Source organism: Acinetobacter sp. YK3 (assembly GCF_001729365.1).
In the GTDB taxonomy this organism is placed as follows: Bacteria; Pseudomonadota; Gammaproteobacteria; order Pseudomonadales; family Moraxellaceae; genus Acinetobacter; species Acinetobacter vivianii.
In genome coordinates, this window is record NZ_LZPJ01000148.1 from 1 (window position 1) to 22,059 (window position 22,059).

A 22,059-nucleotide genomic window follows, 5' to 3' on the forward strand; every position below is an offset into this window, starting at 1 on the left:
CTACTGAGCTATCACGCCAAAGTGGGCGTATTAAACAATGTTTGTCTAAGCCCGTCAAGCAAATTTGTGGATTTTTCGTTTAAGCGCTTAATTTTGCTACAAAGCATAATTTTAAGGCAGCTTTTTAGATTTTACCGAGATGCGACAGGCAACGATGGATCGCCCCACAACCTGGTTCAAACTGTTGCACGCCCTGCGCTTCTTCCATGCGGCAAACCTCTTCAACCAGACGTTCTGCAACACCACGACCGCGATTGGCTGGATGTACCACAATATATTCCAGAACACGGCTTTCACCTTGTCCTGTCGCCCAAATTGCACCTATAATTTTGGTGTTAAATTCAGCAGTGTAAACTGTGGTATATTGCTGTAGATTTTGTTCAAGTTGTTCCATTGCATCTTGCCCGTCACCAAACTCTGGGCTGGTATCGTAAAGTCGCTCTAGCTGAGTACGAATTCCTGAATCTTCCAGAGAACTGTAAGCATGTACGGTAATAGGCATTGATTAACCCTCCTGAGCAAACTATGATGCTGTCACTTTTTCGTCACAGCGAAACTATTGGTTTTTAATTCAATCATTTTTGACGTTTTTTGAGGAACGTGTCCATGACGCAACGTATCAGTGAAGTGGTAAGAAATACCAACGAAACAAAAATTCGAGTTCGTCTCAATCTCGATGGTACTGGTCAAGGCACACTCAACACTGGAGTTCCATTTTTAGACCATATGATTGATCAAATCAAGCGTCATGGTCTATTTGATATCGACATTCATTGCGATGGTGATCTGGAAATCGATGACCATCATACCGTTGAAGACTGCGGAATCACACTGGGACAAGCCTTTGCCCAAGCTTTAGGTGATAAAAAAGGCTTACGTCGTTATGGGCATTTTTATGCACCTTTAGACGAAGCACTATCTCGTGTGGTGGTTGATCTGTCTGGTCGCCCTGGCTTATTTATGGATATTCCATTTACCCGTGCGCGCATTGGTAGCTTTGATGTCGATTTATTCTCGGAATTTTTCCAAGGCTTTGTCAATCATGCACTGATGACGCTGCATATTGATAACCTGAAAGGCAAAAATAGCCACCACCAGATTGAAAGTGTATTTAAAGCGTTGGCGCGTGCATTACGTATGGCCTGTGAGGTTGATCCACGTGCTGAAAATACCATTGCTTCAACCAAAGGTAGCTTGTAATGACACGTATTGCTTTACTTGATTATGGCATGGGCAACCTACACTCTGCGGCAAAAGCGCTAGAGCATGTCGGTGCAACAGTGGACGTGACCAACGATCCTAAACTGATTGCCAAAGCTGATAAGATTGTGTTTCCAGGTGTGGGCGCAATGCGTGATTGCATGCAAGGTATGCGTGAAGCAGGGATTGATGAGGTGGTGCGTCAAGCAGCCTTCAATAAACCTGTTCTGGCAATTTGTGTAGGTATGCAAGCGCTGCTACAAAGCTCGGAAGAAAATGGTGGTGTTGATGCGCTCGGCATTTTCGATGGTGTGGTTAAACATTTCCCTGAAATTCCGAATTTAAAAGTGCCACACATGGGCTGGAATCAGGTACATCAGCTTGATCCAGAGCATCCAATGTGGAACAACATTGAACAAGATGCGCGTTTCTACTTTGTGCATAGTTATTATGTTGAGCCAAAAGATGCAGCAGTCACGGCAGCAACCTGTGATTATGGCGTGAACTTCTGTACGGCGATTCATAAAGACAATTTGTTCGCAACACAATTCCACCCAGAGAAAAGTCATACCGCTGGTTTACAGTTGTTAAAAAACTTTGTGGAATGGACAATTTAAGCTTCACTCATACAGATCAAGTCCTTTGTTATGACTTGATCTGTTATATATAAAATAATTTAAGCATTAATTTAAAAAATTTCTTTAATATTCTAAGGCATAATACATTTTTTAAGTTTTACAATCCCATAAAAACACTTAAATAGGAATAACAATGAATTCATCAACTCAAAACGCGGATCATCCACTAAGTGCTAAAGGCCGGTTTGGTCGGCTTTCATATGCAGCTTGGACATTGCTAAGTTCAATCGCCGCAGTGATTATCATTTTTGTCTTGGCATTTGGCGCTGTGCTCGTGACTGGTGACAATCTCGAACAAGGGCAAGATTATCCAATCCTCGCAATTGTCCTGTTTATCATTCTTTATATCGTGTTCGTCTATTTCTCTTTTGTATTTACCATTCGTCGTCTACATGATCGGAATCAAACGGGTTGGTTGTCGTTATTAGCCCTTGTCCCCTTTGTAAATTTCATTTTCATTATTTATCTGCTCTGTGCCAAAGGAACAGAAGGGCCAAATAAATTTGGTTCTGTACGTGCAACTACTGGCTGGGAAAAAGTCTTGGGCTGGATTTATATTGTGATTATTCCACTTGCCGTCATTTTTGCCTTAGTGGGCAGTGCAGTTCCTGCATATCAGGAATATGTGCAAAGAAGCCAGCAAGCTCAGATTGAGCAACAGATAAACCAAGCTAAATAAATACGTCATGTTTGCTAAGCCAAGTTTCGACTTGGCTTTTTTATTTCAATAAAACCCTTTAAGCTCATAGAAATGACTTGAGTTTTGAATGCAGATGGACACACTTCAACACGCTGTAGCGCCTTTAAGCAAAGAACAAATACGTGCCTTACCTGCCTTTGAAAACATTGCTTCAGACAAAATTATTGTCATTCAAACGCTTGAACAATGCTTGGCCCTGCAAGATCAACTCAGTTCCATCCAAGTCTTCGGTTTTGACAGTGAATCGAAACCGACCTTTAAAGTCGGGGAAAAATCGACAGGGCCACACGTCATCCAACTTGCAACCCGCAATAACGTTTATCTTTTCCAAGTCAGTACCGAAATTTTGTCATTTTTAAAACCCATTTTGGAAAATGAACAGCAACTCAAAGTCGGTTTTGGACTCAAGAATGACGCACATATTTTCCGTGGCAAAGATATCCAGCCCACGTCATTGATTGAACTTTCCAAAAGCTTTGCAAGTTTTGGTTATCGCAGCCAAGTCGGTGTACAAACCGCGATCGCCCTACTATTCCAGCGTTATTTTGCCAAAAGTAAAAAGATCAGTACCTCAAATTGGGCCGTGAAACGTCTTAGTCCTCAACAAATCAGTTATGCTGCAGCGGACGCTTATGCAGCACTGCTGGTATTTGAACAGCTTTACCAGCAACACCGATTCACACCACAATTACAACAACAAATCATGAAAATACTTGAAGGATCAACAGACAAGGCTTAGAGATTGATCAATACTTTGCTAATATAGGGCACGCTGAACATTCAGAAATGCATTGCGTTGTAGGCTAAATTGCCTTCTTTGTCGCAATCATAGAGGGACGTTCAACAAGCCCCTAATAATTTAAACTCTATGATGACGCAAGGAGCGGTGTATGCTAATCATCCCAGCAATTGACCTGAAAGATGGTAAATGTGTCCGTTTAAAACAAGGACGTATGGAAGACGATACTGTTTTCTCTGATGACCCTGTGGCAACTGCACAACATTGGGTGGATGAAGGCGCACGTCGTTTACATTTAGTCGATTTAAATGGTGCTTTTGCCGGCACGCCGATTCATAAACCTGTGGTTGAAGCGATTGTACGTGCACAGCCAGAACTACCAATCCAGATCGGTGGCGGTATCCGTTCACTTGAAACCATCGAGCATTATTTAGAAGCTGGTGTTTCTTTTGTCATTATCGGAACTAAGGCGGTTAAAGAGCCTGAGTTTGTAGAAGAAGCATGTAAGCGTTTTGCAGGTCGTATTATTGTCGGTATCGATGCCATGAATGGCATGGTGGCAACAGATGGTTGGGCCAATATTACTGACGTCAAGGCGACTGATCTTGCGAAACGTTTTGCAGATGCAGGCGTATCCAGCATTGTGTATACCGATATTGCCCGTGATGGCATGATGCAAGGTGTTAACGTTGAGCAGACTGTCAATCTGGCAGACTATTCTGGCTTACCCGTGATTGCGTCTGGCGGTGTGACCAACCTTGATGATGTACGCAACTTAAAAGGCCAAAAAGGTATTTTAGGTGCAATCACAGGCCGCGCAATTTATGAAGGCACCTTAAACCTTCGTGAAGCACAATTATTGCTAGATGAAGACAATCGTCTTTAATTTTGCATAAAAAAAGAAGTTATCTGCCCAGATAACTTCTTTTGATTTAATACAGCACATTACGAATGAATTTTAATGGCTGTGTACCCCGATTGGCATAACAATAACGAATCGAACTTTCAAATAGAATAGAGTCGCCTGCCTGAACAACTCGTGTTTCCTGTTCAAATTCCAGACTTAACTCGCCTTCGAGCACATAAATGAGTTCTCGCCAGCCCTTTTGATCCGCTTCCGCATGATAAATCTCACCAACAGCCAATGACCACGTCCACAACTCAACTTGTGTATACGCTGGAACTGAAGCTAACAGTGTGGCATGACTGGTCGGATGCTCTCCTTGCCAAGCCAAGGTATTTACGATTTCCGATTCACCCAGTTCAGGTGCACTGACGATACGCTTGAAATCAATTCCCAGCACTGCCGCAATTGCATCCAGTTTCGCCAGACTAATATTGACCTGACCTGTTTCCAGAGCCGCAATGGTACGGCGACTGACCCCTGCCCGATCTGCCAGTTCCTGTTGGCTTAAATGGCCCTTATCCCGAAAATGGCGGATATTTTTTCCTACATGGGTCAGGACAGTATCGGATGGATTCATAAACCACAATGATAAAAAATAAAACTTGCGCAATATATTGCACACATCGACCAACTAATGCAATATGTGCATTATATTGCACTTTTCTTAGGATCATTGTTTTGGCCTCCTTATCCCAGTCTCCTAAAGCCGCACAATTTGCCCTGATTTTTATTACCATGATTTGGGGCGGTACTTTTTTAGCCGTGCAATACGCACTGAACTTTAGTACCCCGATGTTTTTTGTGGGTTGCCGTTTTGCGGTTGCCGCTTTGGCTATTTTCCTGATCTCAATAAAGTCGATGCGAGGTTTAACCTTTAAGGAAATACTGGCGGGTGCAGCCATCGGTCTGATGATTGCAATTGGTTATGGTACGCAAACCATTGGTCTACAAACCATCTTAAGTAGTGAGTCGGCATTTTTAACGGCGCTATATGTGCCTTTGGTTCCTATCCTGATGTGGGCCATTTTTCAGAAACGACCTTCACTCATGACGTGGGTCGGTACAGCCTTGGCATTTACAGGTTTGGTATTTTTAACAGGCAATGGTTTTTCCAGCATTGATTTAAATTACGGACAAATGTTGACGCTGTCCTGTGCCTTCGTGATTGCACTCGAGATTATCCTGATTGGTTATTTTGCAGGAAAGGTCAATCTGAGACGAGTCACTGTTGTGCAACTGATGGTCGCGTCTCTCTTGTCCTTTGCCAGTATGCCATTGGTCGGTGAACATAGCATTCCACCCTTTTCTTGGGGGCTGGTCATCATTGCTGTTGCATTGGGACTCGCCAGTGCTTTAATCCAGTTTGTCATGAACTGGGCACAACGCATGGTTGACCCAGCCCGTGCTGCCATTATTTATGCAGGTGAACCCGTCTGGGCAGGTGTGATCGGACGCATTGCAGGAGAACGCTTACCCTTGCTCGCGTTATTCGGTGGTTTACTGGTGGTATTAGGTGTTTTGGTCAGCGAATTAAAATTTAAGTTCTTTGAAAAGAAAAAAGAGAGCTAATCCGCTCTCTTTCAATTAATTCTGTGGTTCTTTCTTTTTCAGCAGCATGCATGGCTGGTAATACTCAACCGTAGGCATCGGATCATAAAAGGGATGCAATAGCGCTTTCCACTCCTGATAGGCTGCCGACTTCCTGAATCCTTCAGTATGATGCTCAATACTGTCCCAAAAGATCATTAAAATATAACGACCATCGCCTGCGGCATGCTTAATCAGCTGTACTGCATTTAGCCCATCCATCGGATAAATAATCGATTTGGCCTGATGAAAAGCCGCTTCAAACGCGTCGCTCTGTTCAGCTTTAATATTCAAATAAACATGTTCAATAATCATAGGCCAACCTCAGTCATACATCGGTTTATTGTCATATAAACAAAATAAGCCATGAAGGCTCCGATACACCGCCCACGCCCAGGCTGTAAATAAAAATGCCAATCCAATAAAAAATACCGAAGATGCATGATCATCAGAAAATGGAATACCGAGTTCCTGATGAAATAGTGCCAGTGCAAATACAGCTAGGGTCAATAGATTCCACAGGCAACACCACCAAAAGGTACGGATTTGCCAAGTAAAATGGCTATCGAGTAGCGTTCCTTTAACCTCTTTACGTTTGATATAGTTCAGTATTAAAGCAATGATGGCGAGTAAGCCGCCCGTGAAGCTTGAAATAAGATAAAAGATATATAAAACATAGGTCAGACCGCGATATGCCTTTTGATCAACAACATGATCCATTAAAACCCTCTTTTAAATTTTTCTTCGTTTTTCAATTCAATCAAAGTGATAAAAATATAATTTACAACTTAATCATTTTTATAAAAAAGAAGGCTGATTAAAACCAACTCATCAGCCTTCGGATGCTTATAACTTACTGGTACATCGGTTTATTGTCATTTAAGGCAATCAAACCGCGAATCGCACGATAGACAATCCATACCCATGCACCAAAAATGACTGCAAAAGCAAATGTTGTTGCAGAAATAGCCACGCCTGCAAAGGCAGTACCATTATCTCCCGTTAAAAACAGGAAAGAGAACGGAATAAAGGCAATAATATTCCAGGCCAAATACCACCAGAAGGTACGGATTTGCCAAGTAAAGTGGCTTTCAAAAATCGAACCTTGTACATCACTACGTTTTACATAGTTAATAATCAAGGCAATAATCGCCAATAAACCACCAGAAAAAATCGCAATGATATAAAGCACATACAGCACTAAAGTCAAAGTACGATTTGGATCTTGATCAACGGAATAATTCATTTTTTATTTATCTCCAGCGTCAAACTCCCTCAATTAGTAAAACACATTGAGCGGAGAAATTAACCAACATATCAACAATATATGGAAGACTATGGTACAGAAATAAATCTTACGAAACGGTTGTTTTTGTGTTTTATGTCTCAGTTTTTGCTGAGCAAGCCAACCTGCGCACCATCCACCCAAAGAATCCACAATATGCAAGGTCTGTTCGGGTATACGGCGGTTGCCCAATTGGGCTGCCTCTTTGTCTTGTGCATAAAGCCAATAACTCAAGACGTTCATCAAACTGACAAATAACAAAGTATATGGCGGCAACAATTTGCTAAAGCTTGCGATCACCATAAAGACGATATAAATCACAATCGCAATTTGCATCGCTGACCAAGGTTTAGAGGCTGTTGGTTTTACAGGTTTAGCTTTATGCTCAAACACTTGCGAGGCTTTTAAATACACCGCCTGCTGAGCGCGATAGCGACCGCGCTCATCCAGAATCACCACATATTCCAGCGCACAGCCAACAAGTGGACGCGGCCCCGTGCGAGCAAAGTCTTTAATATGAATAAAAACACGTTGTTTTTGTGGGTCATTGGGTTGAATAAAGCCATAGCCTTTATCATCAAACCATTCAACTAATCGACCTTGATCTCGCATGATACTTTCCTAAGCTGTGATTCGTTGTAGACGGTCTTGCAACATCATCCGCATTTCCAGCGGATTTTTTTGCAAAATATCATCGCCAGTACGTCCATGCTCGGCATTTTTCTGGGCAACCTGCAAACGCATACTCCAGAAACGACAAGCCGCCATCGCCAAGAAAATGTTTAAACAAGCCAACTCATCCTCAGTCAGGGTACGAATGGTCTGATAAGCATTCAAAAAGGCATCTGCCTTGGCTTGATCAAGATGGGCTTGCGGATAAGCGGTACAGAAGTCATTGATACTAATCGCAATATCAAATAACCATTCATCCTGATTCAATTCATAAAAATCAAGGATGCCTTGCAACTGGTCGCCTTCAAATAAAGTATTGTCTCTGAATAAATCTGAATGAATAAAACCAATAGGGCGATCTGGATGCTGTTGCGTGATCTGTGCAAACTGCTGAAAAACCTGTGCCAATAAAGCCTGATCTTCCGCATTCATTTGTGGTTTAAGCTGTGCTGCGACCTCTGACCAGTATTGATGATTACGATTAAAATCCCGTTCTAAAGGAAAGCCCTGCAAGGCCAAATGCAATTTTGCCTGCGCCTGTGCAATCGCCTGAATTTGCGCAATACTGGCATCTTCAGGATGTTCGCCCATCAAGCGCGGTGCGATTTGTGCAGGCTTATCGGCAATGCTATGAATTGCCTGACCACTATGCTTTAACGGCACTGCTACTGGCACACCCGCTTGCCCCAAACAATCCAGTACAGGCACCAGTTCGCCTGCCCCTTCAGCATCTAACTCTTCAAAAACCGTCAAAACATATTGTTTCTGTGATTGATCCACCAAAAAGTAATTGGTGTTTTGAATACCGCCTTGGATTGGAATCAGGTCAATCACTGCTAAACCATAAGGTTCGGCAAAGGCTTGAACTTCTTCTAAACTCAACGGGGTATAAACCGACATGGAAAACCTGCAAAAAATAGCTGTGAAGTTTGATAGAATACCTGTTCCCTCCATGAAGGTGTAGCACCCCTTTCTTTATTGGCGATTTTTTGGAAAATTTTATGCTCGCAAAACGTATTATCCCTTGCTTAGATGTTGATAATGGTCGAGTCGTCAAAGGCGTTCAATTCCTTGATATTCGTGACGCAGGTGACCCTGTTGAAGTTGCTCGTCGTTACAACGAACAAGGCGCCGATGAAATTACCTTTTTAGATATTACTGCTACCCATCATGGACGCGACACCACATACCGTACAGTTGAACGAATGGCAGAAAGCGTTTTCGTTCCTTTAACTGTGGGTGGTGGTGTCCGTAAAGTTGAAGATATCCGTTTATTGCTCAATGCAGGTGCCGATAAAGTCAGTATTAACTCGGCAGCAGTATTTACTCCTGAGTTTGTACAGGAAGCATCGCAACGCTTTGGCGCACAATGTATCGTGGTTGCGATTGATGCCAAAAAAACTGGCGAAAATAAATGGGAAATTTTCACTCACGGTGGTCGTAAACCGACAGGCATCGATGCAATTGAGTGGGCGGTAAAAATGGCAGACTTTGGTGCAGGCGAATTACTGATTACCAGTATGGATGCCGATGGAACCAAAGCAGGCTATGACATCGCGTTAATGCGCCAGATCAATGATCGTGTCAATATTCCAACCATCGCCTCAGGCGGCGTAGGGAATTTACAACATTTGGCTGACGGCATCTTAAAAGGCGGTGCGGATGCTGTACTTGCTGCCTCTATTTTCCACTTTGGTCAGCATACCATTCCAGAAGCCAAACAATTCCTTGCAGCACAAGGCATTGAGATGCGTCTCTGATTCATAATTGATAGAACAAATGAACCTCTCACTTGAGAGGTTTTTTTATTCAAAGTATTTTTACAGACAAAAAAATACCTTGCTGAGCAAGGCAAGAAACTGCGTTATACAACGCTAGAAGGTAACAGAAACATATCCATTTTGAGCAAAATACAGTCGAATATCATGCTTAAGCTAAATTAGCGATTAAATATGTAGAAATATTGACATTAAAAACCAGTTTTATTGACAATTCACGACGAAAGCCTTTTTCCTTCGTCATGCATTGCCGATAAAAACGACACTTTCTCTTTGTTTCTCAACGCTAAGCGACCGCATCATTTTGTTCATTTTCTGCTTGCACTGCTGTGACCAGTTTTGGCTTGTGCTCCACCCACTTGGCAGGAAAGACTGATTCAATTGCTTGCGTGAGCGTTTTAGACAACATTGCTGGTAATGGCAGGCCCAATGGATTGGCTTCTTTTAAATCTGCTGAAGAAACTACACGGGTTCCCATCACATAATCAAACCACGGTCGGGTGACGCACCAGTTAGCATCCTGATTTGAGTTCATGTGATGATCATAGTGCCAAGGAATTGTTCGTTTGGCCCAATCAGGTTCCAAGTGGGCACGACGATGGACATAGTAATAATTGCCTGCACTATAAAGCGCTGCCAGAGACATTCCCTTTGAAATTGGATAAAACGCAATACTCGCCACCCCAGCGACTACAGCCAATGACATGATTTCATTACGTGTCCGCCAGTGTTCCACGCCTTCTACATAACAATCATCTGAAAATTGTTGCTTACGCACTTCACGATGATGTGCCCAATGTGATTCCATGCTTTTTGGCACAGGGCTGTAACGTGGCTGACCGGGACGATGTACACCATGCAAAATGTATTTATGTGCAAACCATTCAAATGCATTGGCTACAGCCAAGCCTGCAATAAAACCCTTAATCATGGTTTTCTCCAAATGTTTCCTTATTTTTATTAAAGATATAAATTTTTGTAGGCGAAGTATTGACGATAAGATATATTTATATTGACAAAACACGACAGAATAAGAGGCGCACAGGATGTCGCAACTCAAAAACTATACAGGCTCTGTTTTTGGTGGTTTGGGGCATTTACTAAAAGCCTATTGCGAAGCAGAAAATATTTTAATTCCTGAACAATTACAAAAAGTTCAAAATCTGGAACGCTTTGATTATGTGATCTGGCGCGATTTGTTGGAAGACCTTAACCGTCTACACCCCAAAGCTGGTTTAGGACTGGATATTGCCGCTTATGTGCAACCTAAACACTTGGGTATTATTGCCTATCTGGCCTTGTCCTGTGAAAATCTGGGTGAAGCTTTAGCGCGTTATCATGATTTCCATCGCCTGATTTATGATGGCAGCCCATTGCTGGTCGAGTTAGGACATCCCTATGGTTCGATTCGCTGGGAAGCGCCTGAACCTCATCCAACCCAGTTGACCGATGAAATTGCCATTGCGTTGATGGTGCAATTTCTCAAACTGTTTATGTCTGGGGACAGCATTCATTTACATGAAGTACATTTCGTCAATCCAGCACCTAAAAATATCAGTATTTATGAGCAGTATTTTCACTGCAAAGTCCGCTTTGACCAGCCTAAAACCCAACTCCTGATTCCTGTCAGCGAAGCATTTAAGCCGTTACGTACGGGTGATCATACCTTGCAGCAATTACTGCTACAGCAAGCCCAAGCCTTGCTGGACAAGCTGCCAAACTCCACACAACTGGATCAGCGTTTACAGCATGCCATTTTGACAGGCCTGCAAAAAAACCAATATCAGCTTGATTTTATCTCAGAAAAACTAGGACTTTCGGTACGTCAATTACAACGCCATTTACAACAACAACGCACCACTTTTCAGGAACGGGTGCAGCAAGTCCGTTTTATGCTGGCCACCGAATATTTAAAAGATCCGCACCTCAGTTTGCAGGAAATTGCGCTACTGCTGTGTTATTCCGAACAAAGCGCTTTTCAGCGTGCTTTTAAAATCTGGACAGGACAAACCCCGCAACAGTGGCGGAACAACAACACTATTTACAATTCTTAATAAAATTACCTATGAACTAACGGTTTCACAACTGACCCTTTTGCTTGCACGTTTTATACAAGAGCCTATATACCTTTGTGAAATAGTTCACATTTTTTCACTAGGTTGACACATATCCATAATAAATTTTTGGATGCTTGCTTTTTTATTTTTTAAAAACATGTTTGGTGATAACAATGAACAAATATTTAGCAGAATTTCTTGGTACTTTTTGGCTTGTTTTTGGTGGTTGTGGTAGTGCTGTCCTTGCAGCAGCATTTCCAGAACTTGGGATCGGCTTTCTAGGTGTTGCGCTTGCTTTTGGTTTAACTGTTTTAACTGGCGCTTATGCCTTTGGTCATATTTCAGGTGGTCACTTTAACCCTGCGGTCAGCGTTGGTTTATGGGTAGGTGGACGTTTTGATGCCAAAGACCTCGTGCCTTATATTATTTCTCAAGTCATTGGTGGTGCACTTGCCGCGTTCGTTCTGTACATCATCGTACAAGGTCAGGCAGGTTTTGCTGGTACAGGTGGCTTCGCAACCAACGGTTATGGCGAACTTTCTCCAAACCATTTCTCTGTCGCATCTGCATTCCTGATTGAAGTTGTCCTTACGGCGTTCTTCCTGATCGTGATTATGGGTGCAACAGATCGTCGTGCCCCTGCTGGTTTTGCACCAATCGCGATTGGTTTGGCGCTTACTTTAATCCACTTGATCAGTATTCCAGTGACCAACACATCCGTTAACCCTGCACGTAGTACAGCGGTTGCTTTATTTGCTGAAACTGCTGCACTTAGCCAACTCTGGTTGTTCTGGGTTGCACCAATTATCGGTGCGATTATCGGTGCAGTGATCTACAAGGTCGTAGGCAGCGAGAAAAACTAAGCTCCAACACGCCATAAAAAAACAGCCTTTATCGGCTGTTTTTTTATTTATAAAAATGGATTTTCAATTTCCTGTTCTGGCTGGCGTTCAATTTGCTCAGGCAACTCCTGTTTCTCCAAAGCCGCCACCACATCATTGATAAAGCTTTGTAATGCCTTTGCAGTTTTTAAACCTGCCTGATCTTTGGTAATTTGTAGATTGCCGTATAAGCTCACGCAATCGACCTGATTTTCTAGTGTCAGATCATAGATTGCTGAAGACTCATCTCCATTTTCAAAAGGCTTAAACATCTTTTCCCCTCATTATTGTTGTCTATAAAACAACATGGGCCAAGCACAATGACTTTGCAAGCGTTTCTTATCGCAACATTTGTAAGAAATACTGTACCAGTGCATTAATGAGCTGGTTAATCATCACCTGTTTGGTCTCTTCATCAATTTGCGGGAATTTATTGCCCGTCGCCTCACTAGATTGTGAACTAAATTGACGTTGTTGAGCCTGAATGGCATCGGTCTTGGCTTCTTCCGCACATTGACTTTGCCCGTCCCAATGCGAATAACTAATGTCTTTATTTGGCTTCACTTGTTGTGCAGACAATGGAAGCTGATAGACATTACGTTTCTGTTGTTCGGTCAATTGTGGAAATAAATTAATCCCTAGTTTTTCTTCCAGATAGCAGACACTTACCACTTTGACCTGTAGCGAATTATTGTTCGGGGCATAATAAGCACCAATAATCCCCTGCTTTGGTAAATACACCGCTTTATACACGGCCGTCGGGACAATCACCCCTTTACCAATGGTTTTCAGACGCTTGCCTTCAAATACAGGGCCTGTCAGTACATAGGCATCTTTATGCTGTTTGGTCACCATCGAACGCACAGCTTCTTCCAATTTACGCCATACTTCCTGATTATTCTTAGGTGCTTGTGGCACCATATTGGCTAAGGAAAAACTGTCATATTGTGCTGCGGTATTATTCATATCCCCGTTCGGCGCCATATGCCCACGGTCATAACCTGAACCACGATAATCCGACAGCAAAGCACGATGAACCAGTTGCACACGGGTTTCTTCGTGGAAATTGTCTTCACGTTTGATTTTGATGCTTAAACGTTCAGGCGTGAGGTATTCGGCTGACCATAACGGCGTTTTGGAAATTCCTGAATACATCACATTGAAGTCATTAAAACACAGGGCATAACTGTCTTTTTTTAGACTGTCTTTGCTCAATAAAGGCGGGACATCTCGATAGAACTGTTTTAAACAGGCACCATTACTCGACTGAAACGGGATCAATTTAGAAATTTTTTCATTGCCAAACGCAATCGCAAAACTTCCCGTCGCGACCGCAGCCAGCATAATCTTTCCAACATTCTGGCTCAAAAAAGCAAATGGTGTTTTACCCTTTCTGGTTGGTTTCTTCGCCATAACTACATCAAAATCAATATGAACGCGAAGCTTAACAACTCAAAGCCTTGCTGTATATTGAGTTTCAGCCGAGAACGACATTTTATGTCGCAAATCTGTACACTTGCTCAACAGACAATAAAAAAGGCACTTTAGCGTGCCTTTTTTATCAATTTAAACTTAAATTTCGATCTGACTTCCCAACTCCACCACTCGGTTGGTCGGGATCTGATAGAAGTCACTCACTGGACTGGTATTACGCTGCATCGAGATAAACAGCTTTTCACGCCAAGGTGACATGCCATCTCCCACGGTATGCACAATACGGTCTCGTGAAATGAAGAAGCTCATTTGCATCATATCGAATTCAAAATCTAGCTGTTTATAGGCCTGTTCCAGTGCAACTGGAATATTCGGCTGATCCTTAAAGCCATAATAAACATAGATACGATAAAAATGCTCATCCAGCTTTTCCACTTTTAAGCGGTCGGCTTCAGTCACATACGGAATATCCTGCGTATACACCGTCACCATCACATTACGCTCATGCAGCACCTTGTTGTGCTTGATGTTATGTAACATCGCATGCGGCACAATATTTGGCGTACCTGTCAGGAAAATCGCTTCACCTGGCACATATTGTGTTTCCTTGCTCATGCCAATACTTTTAATAAATAATTCAATCGGTAAAGCATTGGTTTCCATGCGGTTGTAAACAATTTCACGACCCCGTTTCCAGGTCATTAGAATGGTATACACCACCACACCAATCAGGATTGGCACCCAGCCACCTGATAGAATTTTTAATGAGGTTGAACCCACAAAAATCAGGTCAATAATCAGGAAAGGACCTGCAAATAAAGCCACTTTCCACAGAGGCCAACGCCATACACCATAGGCCAGTGTCGAGATCAAAATGGTACCGCAGAGCATAGTCATAGTCACGGCGACACCATAGGCACTCGCCAACTCGGCACTGCTTTCAAACAGTAGAATCAGGATCACCACCGAGATGAACAACACCCAGTTAATGAACGGCAAATAGATCTGCCCTTGCTCTACATCAGAGGTGTGGTGCACGGTGAGACGCGGTAAATAACGTAACTGCATCGCCTGATTGGCCATTGAGAATACGCCCGTAATCACCGCTTGAGAGGCAATCACGGCTGCGGCTGTCGCCAGTCCGATCATCGGGAATAACGCCCAGTCAGGTACCAGTAAATAAAACGGGTTTTCAATCGCTTTAGCATCACGCAACAGTAATGCGCCCTGACCTGCATAATTCAGCAGCAAGCACGGCAAGACCACGATAAACCAGGCCAGCTTGATCGGCATCCGTCCAAAATGGCCCATATCGGCATACAGTGCCTCACCACCGGTCATGGTCAGGATCACAGCGCCCATGGTAATAAAGGCAACTGTCGGCTGATCATATACAAAATGCAGTGCCCAATAAGGATTAACCATCATCAATACGTATGGCGTCTGAATGATGCTCCACAGTCCAATGAGACCAATTGAAGCGAACCATAATAAGGTAATTGGCCCAAAGAATTTCCCCATGGTGGCGGTACCATGTCTTTGCACCAAAAACAAAGCCGTTAAAATACCGAGCGCAATCGGTACCAGCCAGCGATCTAAAGCAGGCGTGACCAGACTCAGGCCTTCAATCGCCGATAGTACCGAAATGGCTGGCGTGATGATCCCGTCACCAAAGAATAGTGATGCACCAATAAAGCCAAGTGCGATCAGAAATATTTTATTCTTGTTACTGAATACGTTAGAACGCAGGTTCAACGCCAGTAAAGACATAATCCCGCCTTCGCCATTGTTGTCTGCACGCATGATCATCGACACATATTTAAAGCTGATGGTCAGGTTCATACACCAGAAGATCAGGGAAAGAATACCAAGAATCGATCCTTCACTGATATCAACATGTCCTGTGACAAAGCATTGCCGTATTGCATAGAGCGGACTGGTCCCAATGTCCCCAAATACCACCCCTAATGCTGCCAGCGTCATCGCGGGCAATGCGGCTTTTTTTGCAGTACTTTGCATATTATGTCGTCTTCAAACTAGAACGTTATATGGCGCAATCTTATCACTAGCTAAAAAGTTTTTCTGCAAATCTGTTCGACTACAACTTGGCAGCGTGCATTTTTTTGGTTACTATCGCACACCTTGGTGAGGTGTCCGAGTGGCTGAAGGAGCACGCCTGGAAAGTGTGTATACGTTTGCGCGTATCGAGGGTTCGAATCCCTCTCTCACCGCCAGAATTTTTATTCATGTGATTGCATGAAATGAGAAAGCTTAAATCGAAGGGTTTAGGCTTTTTTTGTTGGTATCGACTTAGAATAAAAACCATTCTAATATTACATGAACCGATAGACAGTATTTATAACTTTACTAGAAAATTTACACCTAGTGCAGTCGATGTAGAATCTGACTAATGATTCATAAGATATCATCTTCTCCCCAAGACATATCATAATATCTATGATAGCTTCCTCTGATTATTAGTAGGAAAAACAGACCACTAAAAATAAAAAATGTATATATCTAAAAAAATTGTGGCCATCTTTTAAAAATTGTTATAGGATGCGAACAATGTTCCTCCTTACAAGATATTTATTTAAATGGCAGAAATTATAGACTCCAAATACAGAGTTGCATCATTCTTTGCTGGTATTGGTGGTTTTGATTTAGGCTTAGAAAGGGCTAACATGCAAGTAGTATTTCAATGCGAAATTAATACTTTTTGCAGTAGTGTCTTAAAGAAAAATTGGCCTGACATACCTTTACACGATGACATAAATACTCTTTCCTCTCTAGATATTCCTAGAAGTAATGTCTGGTGTGGAGGCTTTCCTTGTCAAGACGTATCTTTGGCAAACCAAGGAAAACGAAAAGGATTATCAGGTGAACGAAGTGGACTTTTTTTTACATATGCAAGACTCATCAAAGAAAGAAAACCTGACTGGATTATTATTGAAAATGTTCCCGGATTGCTTAATTCAAATAACGGAGAAGATTTCAGAACAGTCATCGAAACGCTGGATGAACTCGGGTATGGCCTATCATGGCGAGTTTTGGACGCAAAATACTTTGGAACACCCCAAAGACGTCGTAGAGTCTACATTGTCGGAAGTTTTGGAGACATGCGCTCCGCTAGAGTCCTTTTTGACTCCTCAGCAATTAAATTCTCTCATTCACCGAGCCGTAGAGAGGAATCAGCAAATTCCACCAGATATGTTGACAGCTTACCAGAAGCAAATATCTACTCTATCCAACATGCAGGAATCGGAAGAAAACCAAGTGCAGGACCTCAAGCAAAAGGATACCGAAACGACGGTGAAACTTACACCCTTGACTCAAGAGGAAGCTCTGACGCTGTATGTTCGCCGAATGCTCCCTTCCGAGTACGAAAGTCTTCAAGGTTTTCCAAAGAATTGGACTCTCGTAGATTCAGAGCAATAGGTAATGCTGTCGCAGTACCTATTATTGAATGGATTGGTAATAGAATTATCCTTATTGATAAGGAAACTAAACCTGTTTAAATCCATTGCTTAGTAAAGTAAACTCCCCTTCAAAAATTGCAGGGCAAGGAAAACCTTGATCAGTTAAAACCCGAATAAATGTTGAGTAATTAGTAAATAATGCTAATTCCTCATCTATTTGCAGAGGGATTTCTCCTACTTTAGGCTCTTGCCCTATTCGCTCTTTTATAGGTAATAGACATAAAGTCCAGTTGTGTTTTCTTAAGTCTCTCAAATTAGCATTTTTAATTCTTTTAAAGAGATAATCAAATAAAGGGCGTCCCACGACAAAAACAATTTTTCCGCCTGTCTGGTCTACTACATTCCCCTTTACTAAGAATTGTTCTTGTTGCCTACGCCATGCATTAGTTTCAATAGTATTAGCAGAAACATTTTCACGTAAAAATTCATTAGTTGGAGATGTCATGCCAGCCCAATGTGCTACATGTCTAGTAATAGCCCCTGTATTACTAGTTTCCCCTCCTCCTTGCATCTCTAAAAGGATTTCATCGACCTTTCCTCTAGATGAAAAATTACGCATAACATAATCAGCGTGATAATTATGATCAGCTTCAGGTAAAGGAATTGTAACCTCCCTTTTAACCCCTACCTCATCTAAGGTTAACAAGTTATCTGCATAAATAAATTTGGCAATATTCAATAACAATTCTTGTTGATGAGGGACTAATCCAATTTGTACTTTATCTTGATTCTTTTTTCTTGAGGAACAAAGACGGTGCTCACAAGTTATCCATAAACTATTATCTGTTTTCCGTACCGAACAGATGGGCTGTAAACGCTTTAAAACTTTATCGCAATTTCTATCCATGAATGGGCATCCTATCTCGCCCCCTAATTCAATAGGTTTTATATTAATATTAGAATCAGTTCTTTGTCCTAAATATTCTGCTACAGAAACAACCATGTAGATATAACCATCATAAACCTCAAATATCCACATGGTAACAGATAAAAAATAAAAGTTGAGTAAAATAAAAGATTGAATATTTTGGAAATAAATTTTGTATAAAAATATATTTCTAATAATTTTACTCAGACAATTACCCTAGTTAGGCTTTCCAGTATTATATCTAAAGTCTGTTTAATCTAAATCATAAGTAATTTTTTTTTCGATTCTACCAAAAAAATAAAAGCTCATATTCATTAGGCATCAATAGAGTTCTTAGATTATTATTTTGCTAATCTATTTCTTTTACTTCCCTACCTTTCACTATGCTCAATTTATTCGTTTACGGCACTTTAGGGCCGAACCGTCCCAATGCTCATATTATGGAAAATATTGGTGGTACATGGGCAGATGCACATGTATTTGGCACGCTCAAACAACAAGGCTGGGGGGCAGAACTAGGCTTTCCAGGCATTGTGCTTGATCAAAGTGACAACAAGGTATCTGGTTTTGTATTCTTCTCAGACAATCTAGAACAACACTGGCAAGCATTAGATGAGTTCGAAGGTGCAGGCTATCAACGTGTGCCTGTCAAAGCGCATATAAGCACGGGTAAAATCGTTGATTCCTTTGTTTATGCGCTGAATAATTAACAGGAAACTGGCGAAAATTCGACACGCTGATGAATTTTATCTGTTTGCTCATTTTTTCGCTTGTTTTTTTAAGCAGATTCTGTAGAATTCTCGCCACGTTGCCGGCATAGCTCAGTTGGTAGAGCAACTGACTTGTAATCAGTAGGTCCACAGTTCGAATCCGTGTGCCGGCACCATTTCTCTCTTTATTCTCTTTTCTTCCCCATCATTTTTTCAAAATGCGAAATATTCGGATTTAACAGATCCCATTCATTTGCATGACTCACAAAACATTCTGCTTGCGGTTGATACAAATTTGGATCATCCAGCGTTCCTGCACGTATTGAAATCATTTCAGGTACCAGTTCTGGTAAACCAAACATTTGCGAACCACAGTTCGGACAAAAAGCACGGCGAATCGGCTTGCCTGACAGTCCCAAAGACTCAAAATATTTGAGTTCACCTTCAATTTTCAATTCAGATTGATGAAAGAACGCAATCGGGGCATAGGCACTTCCTGTGGCTTTCTGACAGTCACGACAATGATAATTAAAACGATAACGCGGCGCAACCTCTGCCTGATAGCTCACTGCACCACAGAGGCATGAACCTTTATATTGATTTGGCATCTTGTTCTCACTTTTTTACTGCACTGACTTGAATATAACGCACCCATCCATCTTGGTAGAGTTTTCGGCACAACTTGGCAGTCATTTCGATTTTAAACTGGGCAAAATTAAAACTGTGCTTTTCAGCTTTTCGCGACGCAATATATTCAGCGAAACCATTCAATACTGGTTCAGAAAAATCCTGAATTTCTATCGCATCAAAACCATATTGTTCTAAAGTCTGTTCAAGCTGTTGCTGGCTCATTAAATTTTGCCAATTCACATCTGCACTTTTTAATAAGTAATGATATTTCTGTTTTTGTAGATAAGTACAATTCTGCCAATTCTCTGACCACATCAGTGTGTGAAAAGCGATTCGGCCTTTTGAATTTAAAACTGGGGAAACTGAATTAAGAAATGAATTCAAATCGCTGTGGTAAGCCGCATCTATACACAGCACGGCATCAAATGAATTTAAAAGTTGCAGGGCTTTTAAATTCAAAAAATTTTCACAATGAATTTGAATTTCAGGTAAGTATTCTTGAATGTGTTTGACGCAATGAGGCTGAATTTCAACCGCACTGAGTTGCTGAATTTGATAATGCTGACGCCAGTGCAATAGGCTGGCACCTTGTCCACAACCAAGATCTAAAACACGATCTGTTGATTTGAGTTGTAGGGAAGCAGCGATCTGATCGGCCAAACTTTGGCAAGCCAGCGGATAATCATGATGCTGTCCTTGCCAATATCCTAAATTGCTCCAAGCAAGCGCTGAGTCATCTCCGAGATGCTGTGCATCAATGGCATATTTATGCCCGATGACTTTTTCAATCAGTGCCTGCTTGAGGGAGGTCATATTAATAACCGAGTTCTGGCGCGACCTTCACTTTTGGTTTTAGCCCAACAAATGGTAACGGCGCACCCAAAATTTCAGAAATGTGCATCGCTGAGGTTACCGCCGATTCTAAAATTGGCAAACCATCGCATGACCATGAACCACAATAAAAGATTTTACGATTCTGGTCTAAATGACGTTGCTGAATTTGCTTGTTCAATGCAACTGTTTCTGAATCCACCACAGCACGAGTCAATTTCACCTTGGAAATAATTTTCTTCGGATCAATATCAATCACTGGACACCAAGTCTGGAACACCGCATTTTTACCCACCAAGCTTGGCTCAATCGAGTTAATCCACACGGTAAACTGTTGACGGGTAAATTTACGATCCATCATATAGCTGAGTACAGCCCAGTCCTTACGGCGTTGCGGCATCACGATCGGATCGGTATGAATTACCAGATCACCTTCTTCAAAACGGAATTTTTTCAGTAAGGCAATATCTTCAGCAAACTGCGGCTGTTTCAGGAATCCTTCAATCGCTGGCGTTGGAGTGGCAATGACCACACGATCAAACAACTGATGCTCACCCTGATCATTTTCAACCAGTACTTTATCGCCCTGCTCTTCCACTTTCTTCACAGGAGAACCGCTATGGATTTCAATACCATCAATCAGGCGACTCACCAGCGCTGGAGTACCACCTTTCATACGCAATAAAGCTTCGCCTTCGGTCAATTGACGAATAAATTCCAATAACGGTTTCGCAGGCCATTCACCAATGGTCTTTGGATGGCAGGTACAAATGGTATACAGCACAGGCATGACCGTACCATGCCAGAACACTTCCTCAATATGATATTGATTCATGAATTCGGCTAAAGTGATGTCCTGATTGTCTGATTTAAAGAATTGATGCACGGCAGTTTTAAGTTGCAACATGCCCTTAACCAGACGCCAGCCATATTGCTGAATGCCTTTGCGGTTATTAATAATCGGGAAATTACCAATCCGGCTACGTGAAGTCGTCAGCCAGGTATCTGTTCTATCTTCAAACAGCCAACTACAAGCCATAAATGTGCGTACAGGGAAAGTTTCAATCCCTAAATAACTTGCCAGACTCAGCGTGTTCTGCCACAGCTTTGGATTCATGACACGCAAAGGTGCATCAATGATGCCACCATCAAAGTCAATACTATGACTATCCATGCCTCGACCTGCGAGGGCTTCGAATATCGTTACTTTATGTCCTGCATCATGTAGGATTCTGGCTGAGGCAAGTCCTGCCATTCCACTGCCGATAATTGCAATATCCAAAATTATGTCCCATCAGTTGATGATTTTTCTTGATTATGACTGATAGTTCGCCTAAACACGGTATTAAAAAATACCAGATTCAGCATTTCAGCCCGTGTTTTGTTGAATTTCATTGTTCATTTATTGTTACATTTTATCACAATTCTACTTTTTAACTTAACCCAATGAAAAGATTCAAAATATTACCTTTTAGGCCACAAAAATATACAGAACATTCTTTATTTTTTCATTTTCAGTGCTTTAGGGGCTTTGCAACGCTCAAATTTAGCGCTATTCTTTTTTGTATAAGAACGAGAACGAAGTCACATAATAAGCTGAATAACTATAAGTGACAATAAATTAAAAAAATCAATAGAGGACCCTTACAACGAAGGCCGATAA

At 41.9% G+C, this 22,059-nt stretch carries 26 protein-coding genes and 2 tRNA genes; 13 read left to right on the forward strand and 15 right to left on the reverse strand.

All coding sequences use genetic code 11. The features are described from left to right. Positions 1 to 124 precede the first annotated feature (124 nt). On the reverse strand, positions 125 to 502 hold the full coding sequence (locus A9Z07_RS17140; RefSeq protein WP_004776129.1) for a GNAT family N-acetyltransferase: 378 nt from the start codon (positions 500 to 502) through the stop codon (positions 125 to 127). Between the two features lie 104 nt (positions 503 to 606). On the opposite strand from A9Z07_RS17140, the gene hisB reads away from it, so the two are divergent. The 5 genes from hisB to hisA all read left to right on the forward strand — a co-directional run bounded on the left by hisB (position 607) and on the right by hisA (position 4,163). Further along, the gene (gene hisB / locus A9Z07_RS17145) at positions 607 to 1,200 is read left to right on the forward strand and encodes an imidazoleglycerol-phosphate dehydratase HisB (RefSeq protein ID WP_004776131.1); all 594 of its coding nucleotides are present in this window, start codon (positions 607 to 609) and stop codon (positions 1,198 to 1,200) included. Continuing rightward, on the forward strand, positions 1,200 to 1,817 hold the full coding sequence (hisH, locus tag A9Z07_RS17150; RefSeq protein ID WP_047430211.1) for an imidazole glycerol phosphate synthase subunit HisH: 618 nt from the start codon (positions 1,200 to 1,202) through the stop codon (positions 1,815 to 1,817). The genes hisB and hisH overlap by 1 nt, the downstream gene beginning before the upstream one ends. Positions 1,818 to 1,971: 154 nt before the next feature. Further along, positions 1,972 to 2,517, forward strand: coding sequence for a DUF805 domain-containing protein (locus A9Z07_RS17155; protein ID WP_069579972.1), 546 nt, complete (start codon positions 1,972 to 1,974; stop codon positions 2,515 to 2,517). A gap of 88 nt (positions 2,518 to 2,605) precedes the next feature. Further along, on the forward strand, positions 2,606 to 3,277 hold the full coding sequence (locus A9Z07_RS17160) for a 3'-5' exonuclease (RefSeq protein ID WP_069579973.1): 672 nt from the start codon (positions 2,606 to 2,608) through the stop codon (positions 3,275 to 3,277). 151 nt (positions 3,278 to 3,428) lie between these two features. After that, complete coding sequence (gene hisA, locus A9Z07_RS17165; protein WP_004776138.1) at positions 3,429 to 4,163, forward strand: 1-(5-phosphoribosyl)-5-[(5-phosphoribosylamino)methylideneamino]imidazole-4-carboxamide isomerase; 735 nt, start codon at positions 3,429 to 3,431, stop codon at positions 4,161 to 4,163. Between the two features lie 46 nt (positions 4,164 to 4,209). On the opposite strand, the gene A9Z07_RS17170 is transcribed toward hisA, so the two are convergent. Then, positions 4,210 to 4,761, reverse strand: a complete 552-nt coding sequence (locus A9Z07_RS17170; RefSeq protein WP_069579974.1) for a helix-turn-helix domain-containing protein — start codon at positions 4,759 to 4,761, stop codon at positions 4,210 to 4,212. Positions 4,762 to 4,919: 158 nt separating this feature from the next. Here A9Z07_RS17170 and A9Z07_RS17175 point away from each other — a divergent pair, with 158 nt between their 5' ends. Continuing rightward, positions 4,920 to 5,753 (forward strand): DMT family transporter, encoded by an 834-nt coding sequence (locus A9Z07_RS17175; RefSeq protein ID WP_411800814.1) that lies wholly within the window; start codon positions 4,920 to 4,922, stop codon positions 5,751 to 5,753. A 15-nt stretch (positions 5,754 to 5,768) separates the two neighbouring features. On the opposite strand, the gene A9Z07_RS17180 is transcribed toward A9Z07_RS17175, so the two are convergent. The 5 genes from A9Z07_RS17180 to A9Z07_RS17200 all read right to left on the reverse strand — a co-directional run bounded on the left by A9Z07_RS17180 (position 5,769) and on the right by A9Z07_RS17200 (position 8,628). Further along, entirely contained in the window at positions 5,769 to 6,086 is a 318-nt protein-coding gene (locus tag A9Z07_RS17180) for an antibiotic biosynthesis monooxygenase family protein (RefSeq protein ID WP_069579975.1), read from the reverse strand. Between the two features lie 9 nt (positions 6,087 to 6,095). After that, the gene (locus tag A9Z07_RS17185) at positions 6,096 to 6,491 is read right to left on the reverse strand and encodes a DUF4870 family protein (RefSeq protein ID WP_069579976.1); all 396 of its coding nucleotides are present in this window, start codon (positions 6,489 to 6,491) and stop codon (positions 6,096 to 6,098) included. A gap of 133 nt (positions 6,492 to 6,624) precedes the next feature. Next, complete coding sequence (locus A9Z07_RS17190) at positions 6,625 to 7,017, reverse strand: DUF4870 family protein (protein ID WP_004776149.1); 393 nt, start codon at positions 7,015 to 7,017, stop codon at positions 6,625 to 6,627. Between the two features lie 33 nt (positions 7,018 to 7,050). Next, on the reverse strand, positions 7,051 to 7,668 hold the full coding sequence (locus tag A9Z07_RS17195) for a DUF1294 domain-containing protein (protein ID WP_069579977.1): 618 nt from the start codon (positions 7,666 to 7,668) through the stop codon (positions 7,051 to 7,053). A 9-nt stretch (positions 7,669 to 7,677) separates the two neighbouring features. Beyond that, complete coding sequence (locus tag A9Z07_RS17200; RefSeq protein WP_062846285.1) at positions 7,678 to 8,628, reverse strand: homoserine kinase; 951 nt, start codon at positions 8,626 to 8,628, stop codon at positions 7,678 to 7,680. Positions 8,629 to 8,729: 101 nt separating this feature from the next. Here A9Z07_RS17200 and hisF point away from each other — a divergent pair, with 101 nt between their 5' ends. After that, positions 8,730 to 9,488, forward strand: coding sequence for an imidazole glycerol phosphate synthase subunit HisF (gene hisF / locus A9Z07_RS17205; RefSeq protein WP_004776152.1), 759 nt, complete (start codon positions 8,730 to 8,732; stop codon positions 9,486 to 9,488). A 304-nt stretch (positions 9,489 to 9,792) separates the two neighbouring features. On the opposite strand, the gene A9Z07_RS17210 is transcribed toward hisF, so the two are convergent. Continuing rightward, the gene (locus A9Z07_RS17210; protein WP_069579978.1) at positions 9,793 to 10,437 is read right to left on the reverse strand and encodes a sterol desaturase family protein; all 645 of its coding nucleotides are present in this window, start codon (positions 10,435 to 10,437) and stop codon (positions 9,793 to 9,795) included. Between the two features lie 115 nt (positions 10,438 to 10,552). Between A9Z07_RS17210 and A9Z07_RS17215 the strand changes: the two genes are divergently transcribed. Both A9Z07_RS17215 and aqpZ read left to right on the forward strand, forming a co-directional pair. Continuing rightward, a complete protein-coding gene (locus tag A9Z07_RS17215; protein WP_069579979.1) occupies positions 10,553 to 11,560 on the forward strand; it encodes an AraC family transcriptional regulator in 1,008 nt (335 codons plus the stop codon). Positions 11,561 to 11,736: 176 nt separating this feature from the next. Further along, positions 11,737 to 12,426 carry an aquaporin Z gene (aqpZ, locus tag A9Z07_RS17220; RefSeq protein WP_004776159.1) on the forward strand — a complete coding sequence of 230 codons (690 nt, stop codon included), beginning with the start codon at positions 11,737 to 11,739 and terminating at the stop codon, positions 12,424 to 12,426. A gap of 47 nt (positions 12,427 to 12,473) precedes the next feature. Here aqpZ and A9Z07_RS17225 read toward each other — a convergent pair whose 3' ends face one another. From A9Z07_RS17225 to A9Z07_RS17235, 3 genes are all read right to left on the reverse strand, one after another. After that, positions 12,474 to 12,716, reverse strand: coding sequence for a hypothetical protein (locus A9Z07_RS17225; protein ID WP_004776160.1), 243 nt, complete (start codon positions 12,714 to 12,716; stop codon positions 12,474 to 12,476). A 67-nt stretch (positions 12,717 to 12,783) separates the two neighbouring features. Beyond that, positions 12,784 to 13,857 (reverse strand): DNA/RNA non-specific endonuclease, encoded by a 1,074-nt coding sequence (locus A9Z07_RS17230; RefSeq protein ID WP_047430182.1) that lies wholly within the window; start codon positions 13,855 to 13,857, stop codon positions 12,784 to 12,786. Positions 13,858 to 14,016: 159 nt separating this feature from the next. Continuing rightward, positions 14,017 to 15,897: a potassium transporter Kup gene (locus tag A9Z07_RS17235; RefSeq protein ID WP_069579980.1), complete on the reverse strand. Its 1,881-nt coding sequence runs from the start codon at positions 15,895 to 15,897 to the stop codon at positions 14,017 to 14,019. Positions 15,898 to 16,022: 125 nt separating this feature from the next. On the opposite strand from A9Z07_RS17235, the gene A9Z07_RS17240 reads away from it, so the two are divergent. Together A9Z07_RS17240 and A9Z07_RS17770 are read left to right on the forward strand one after the other, a co-directional pair. After that, positions 16,023 to 16,112: transfer RNA gene (locus A9Z07_RS17240), tRNA-Ser, on the forward strand. Between the two features lie 363 nt (positions 16,113 to 16,475). Then, complete coding sequence (locus A9Z07_RS17770) at positions 16,476 to 17,396, forward strand: DNA cytosine methyltransferase (RefSeq protein WP_081406451.1); 921 nt, start codon at positions 16,476 to 16,478, stop codon at positions 17,394 to 17,396. On the opposite strand, the gene A9Z07_RS17250 is transcribed toward A9Z07_RS17770, so the two are convergent. After that, the gene (locus A9Z07_RS17250; RefSeq protein WP_069579981.1) at positions 17,383 to 18,300 is read right to left on the reverse strand and encodes a NotI family restriction endonuclease; all 918 of its coding nucleotides are present in this window, start codon (positions 18,298 to 18,300) and stop codon (positions 17,383 to 17,385) included. The genes A9Z07_RS17770 and A9Z07_RS17250 overlap by 14 nt on opposite strands. A gap of 308 nt (positions 18,301 to 18,608) precedes the next feature. Between A9Z07_RS17250 and A9Z07_RS17255 the strand changes: the two genes are divergently transcribed. Then, positions 18,609 to 18,935, forward strand: a complete 327-nt coding sequence (locus tag A9Z07_RS17255; protein WP_069579982.1) for a gamma-glutamylcyclotransferase family protein — start codon at positions 18,609 to 18,611, stop codon at positions 18,933 to 18,935. A gap of 100 nt (positions 18,936 to 19,035) precedes the next feature. Then, a tRNA-Thr gene (locus A9Z07_RS17260) sits at positions 19,036 to 19,111 on the forward strand. Positions 19,112 to 19,120: 9 nt separating this feature from the next. Here the strand turns inward: A9Z07_RS17260 and A9Z07_RS17265 are convergent. The 3 genes from A9Z07_RS17265 to A9Z07_RS17275 are packed head-to-tail and all read right to left on the reverse strand — an operon-like array spanning position 19,121 to position 21,678. Further along, positions 19,121 to 19,543, reverse strand: coding sequence for a GFA family protein (locus A9Z07_RS17265; protein ID WP_069579983.1), 423 nt, complete (start codon positions 19,541 to 19,543; stop codon positions 19,121 to 19,123). 7 nt (positions 19,544 to 19,550) lie between these two features. Further along, positions 19,551 to 20,378 (reverse strand): SAM-dependent methyltransferase, encoded by an 828-nt coding sequence (locus tag A9Z07_RS17270; protein ID WP_069579984.1) that lies wholly within the window; start codon positions 20,376 to 20,378, stop codon positions 19,551 to 19,553. Between the two features lies 1 nt (position 20,379). After that, positions 20,380 to 21,678 carry an FAD-dependent oxidoreductase gene (locus tag A9Z07_RS17275; RefSeq protein ID WP_069579985.1) on the reverse strand — a complete coding sequence of 433 codons (1,299 nt, stop codon included), beginning with the start codon at positions 21,676 to 21,678 and terminating at the stop codon, positions 20,380 to 20,382. Positions 21,679 to 22,059 lie beyond the last annotated feature (381 nt).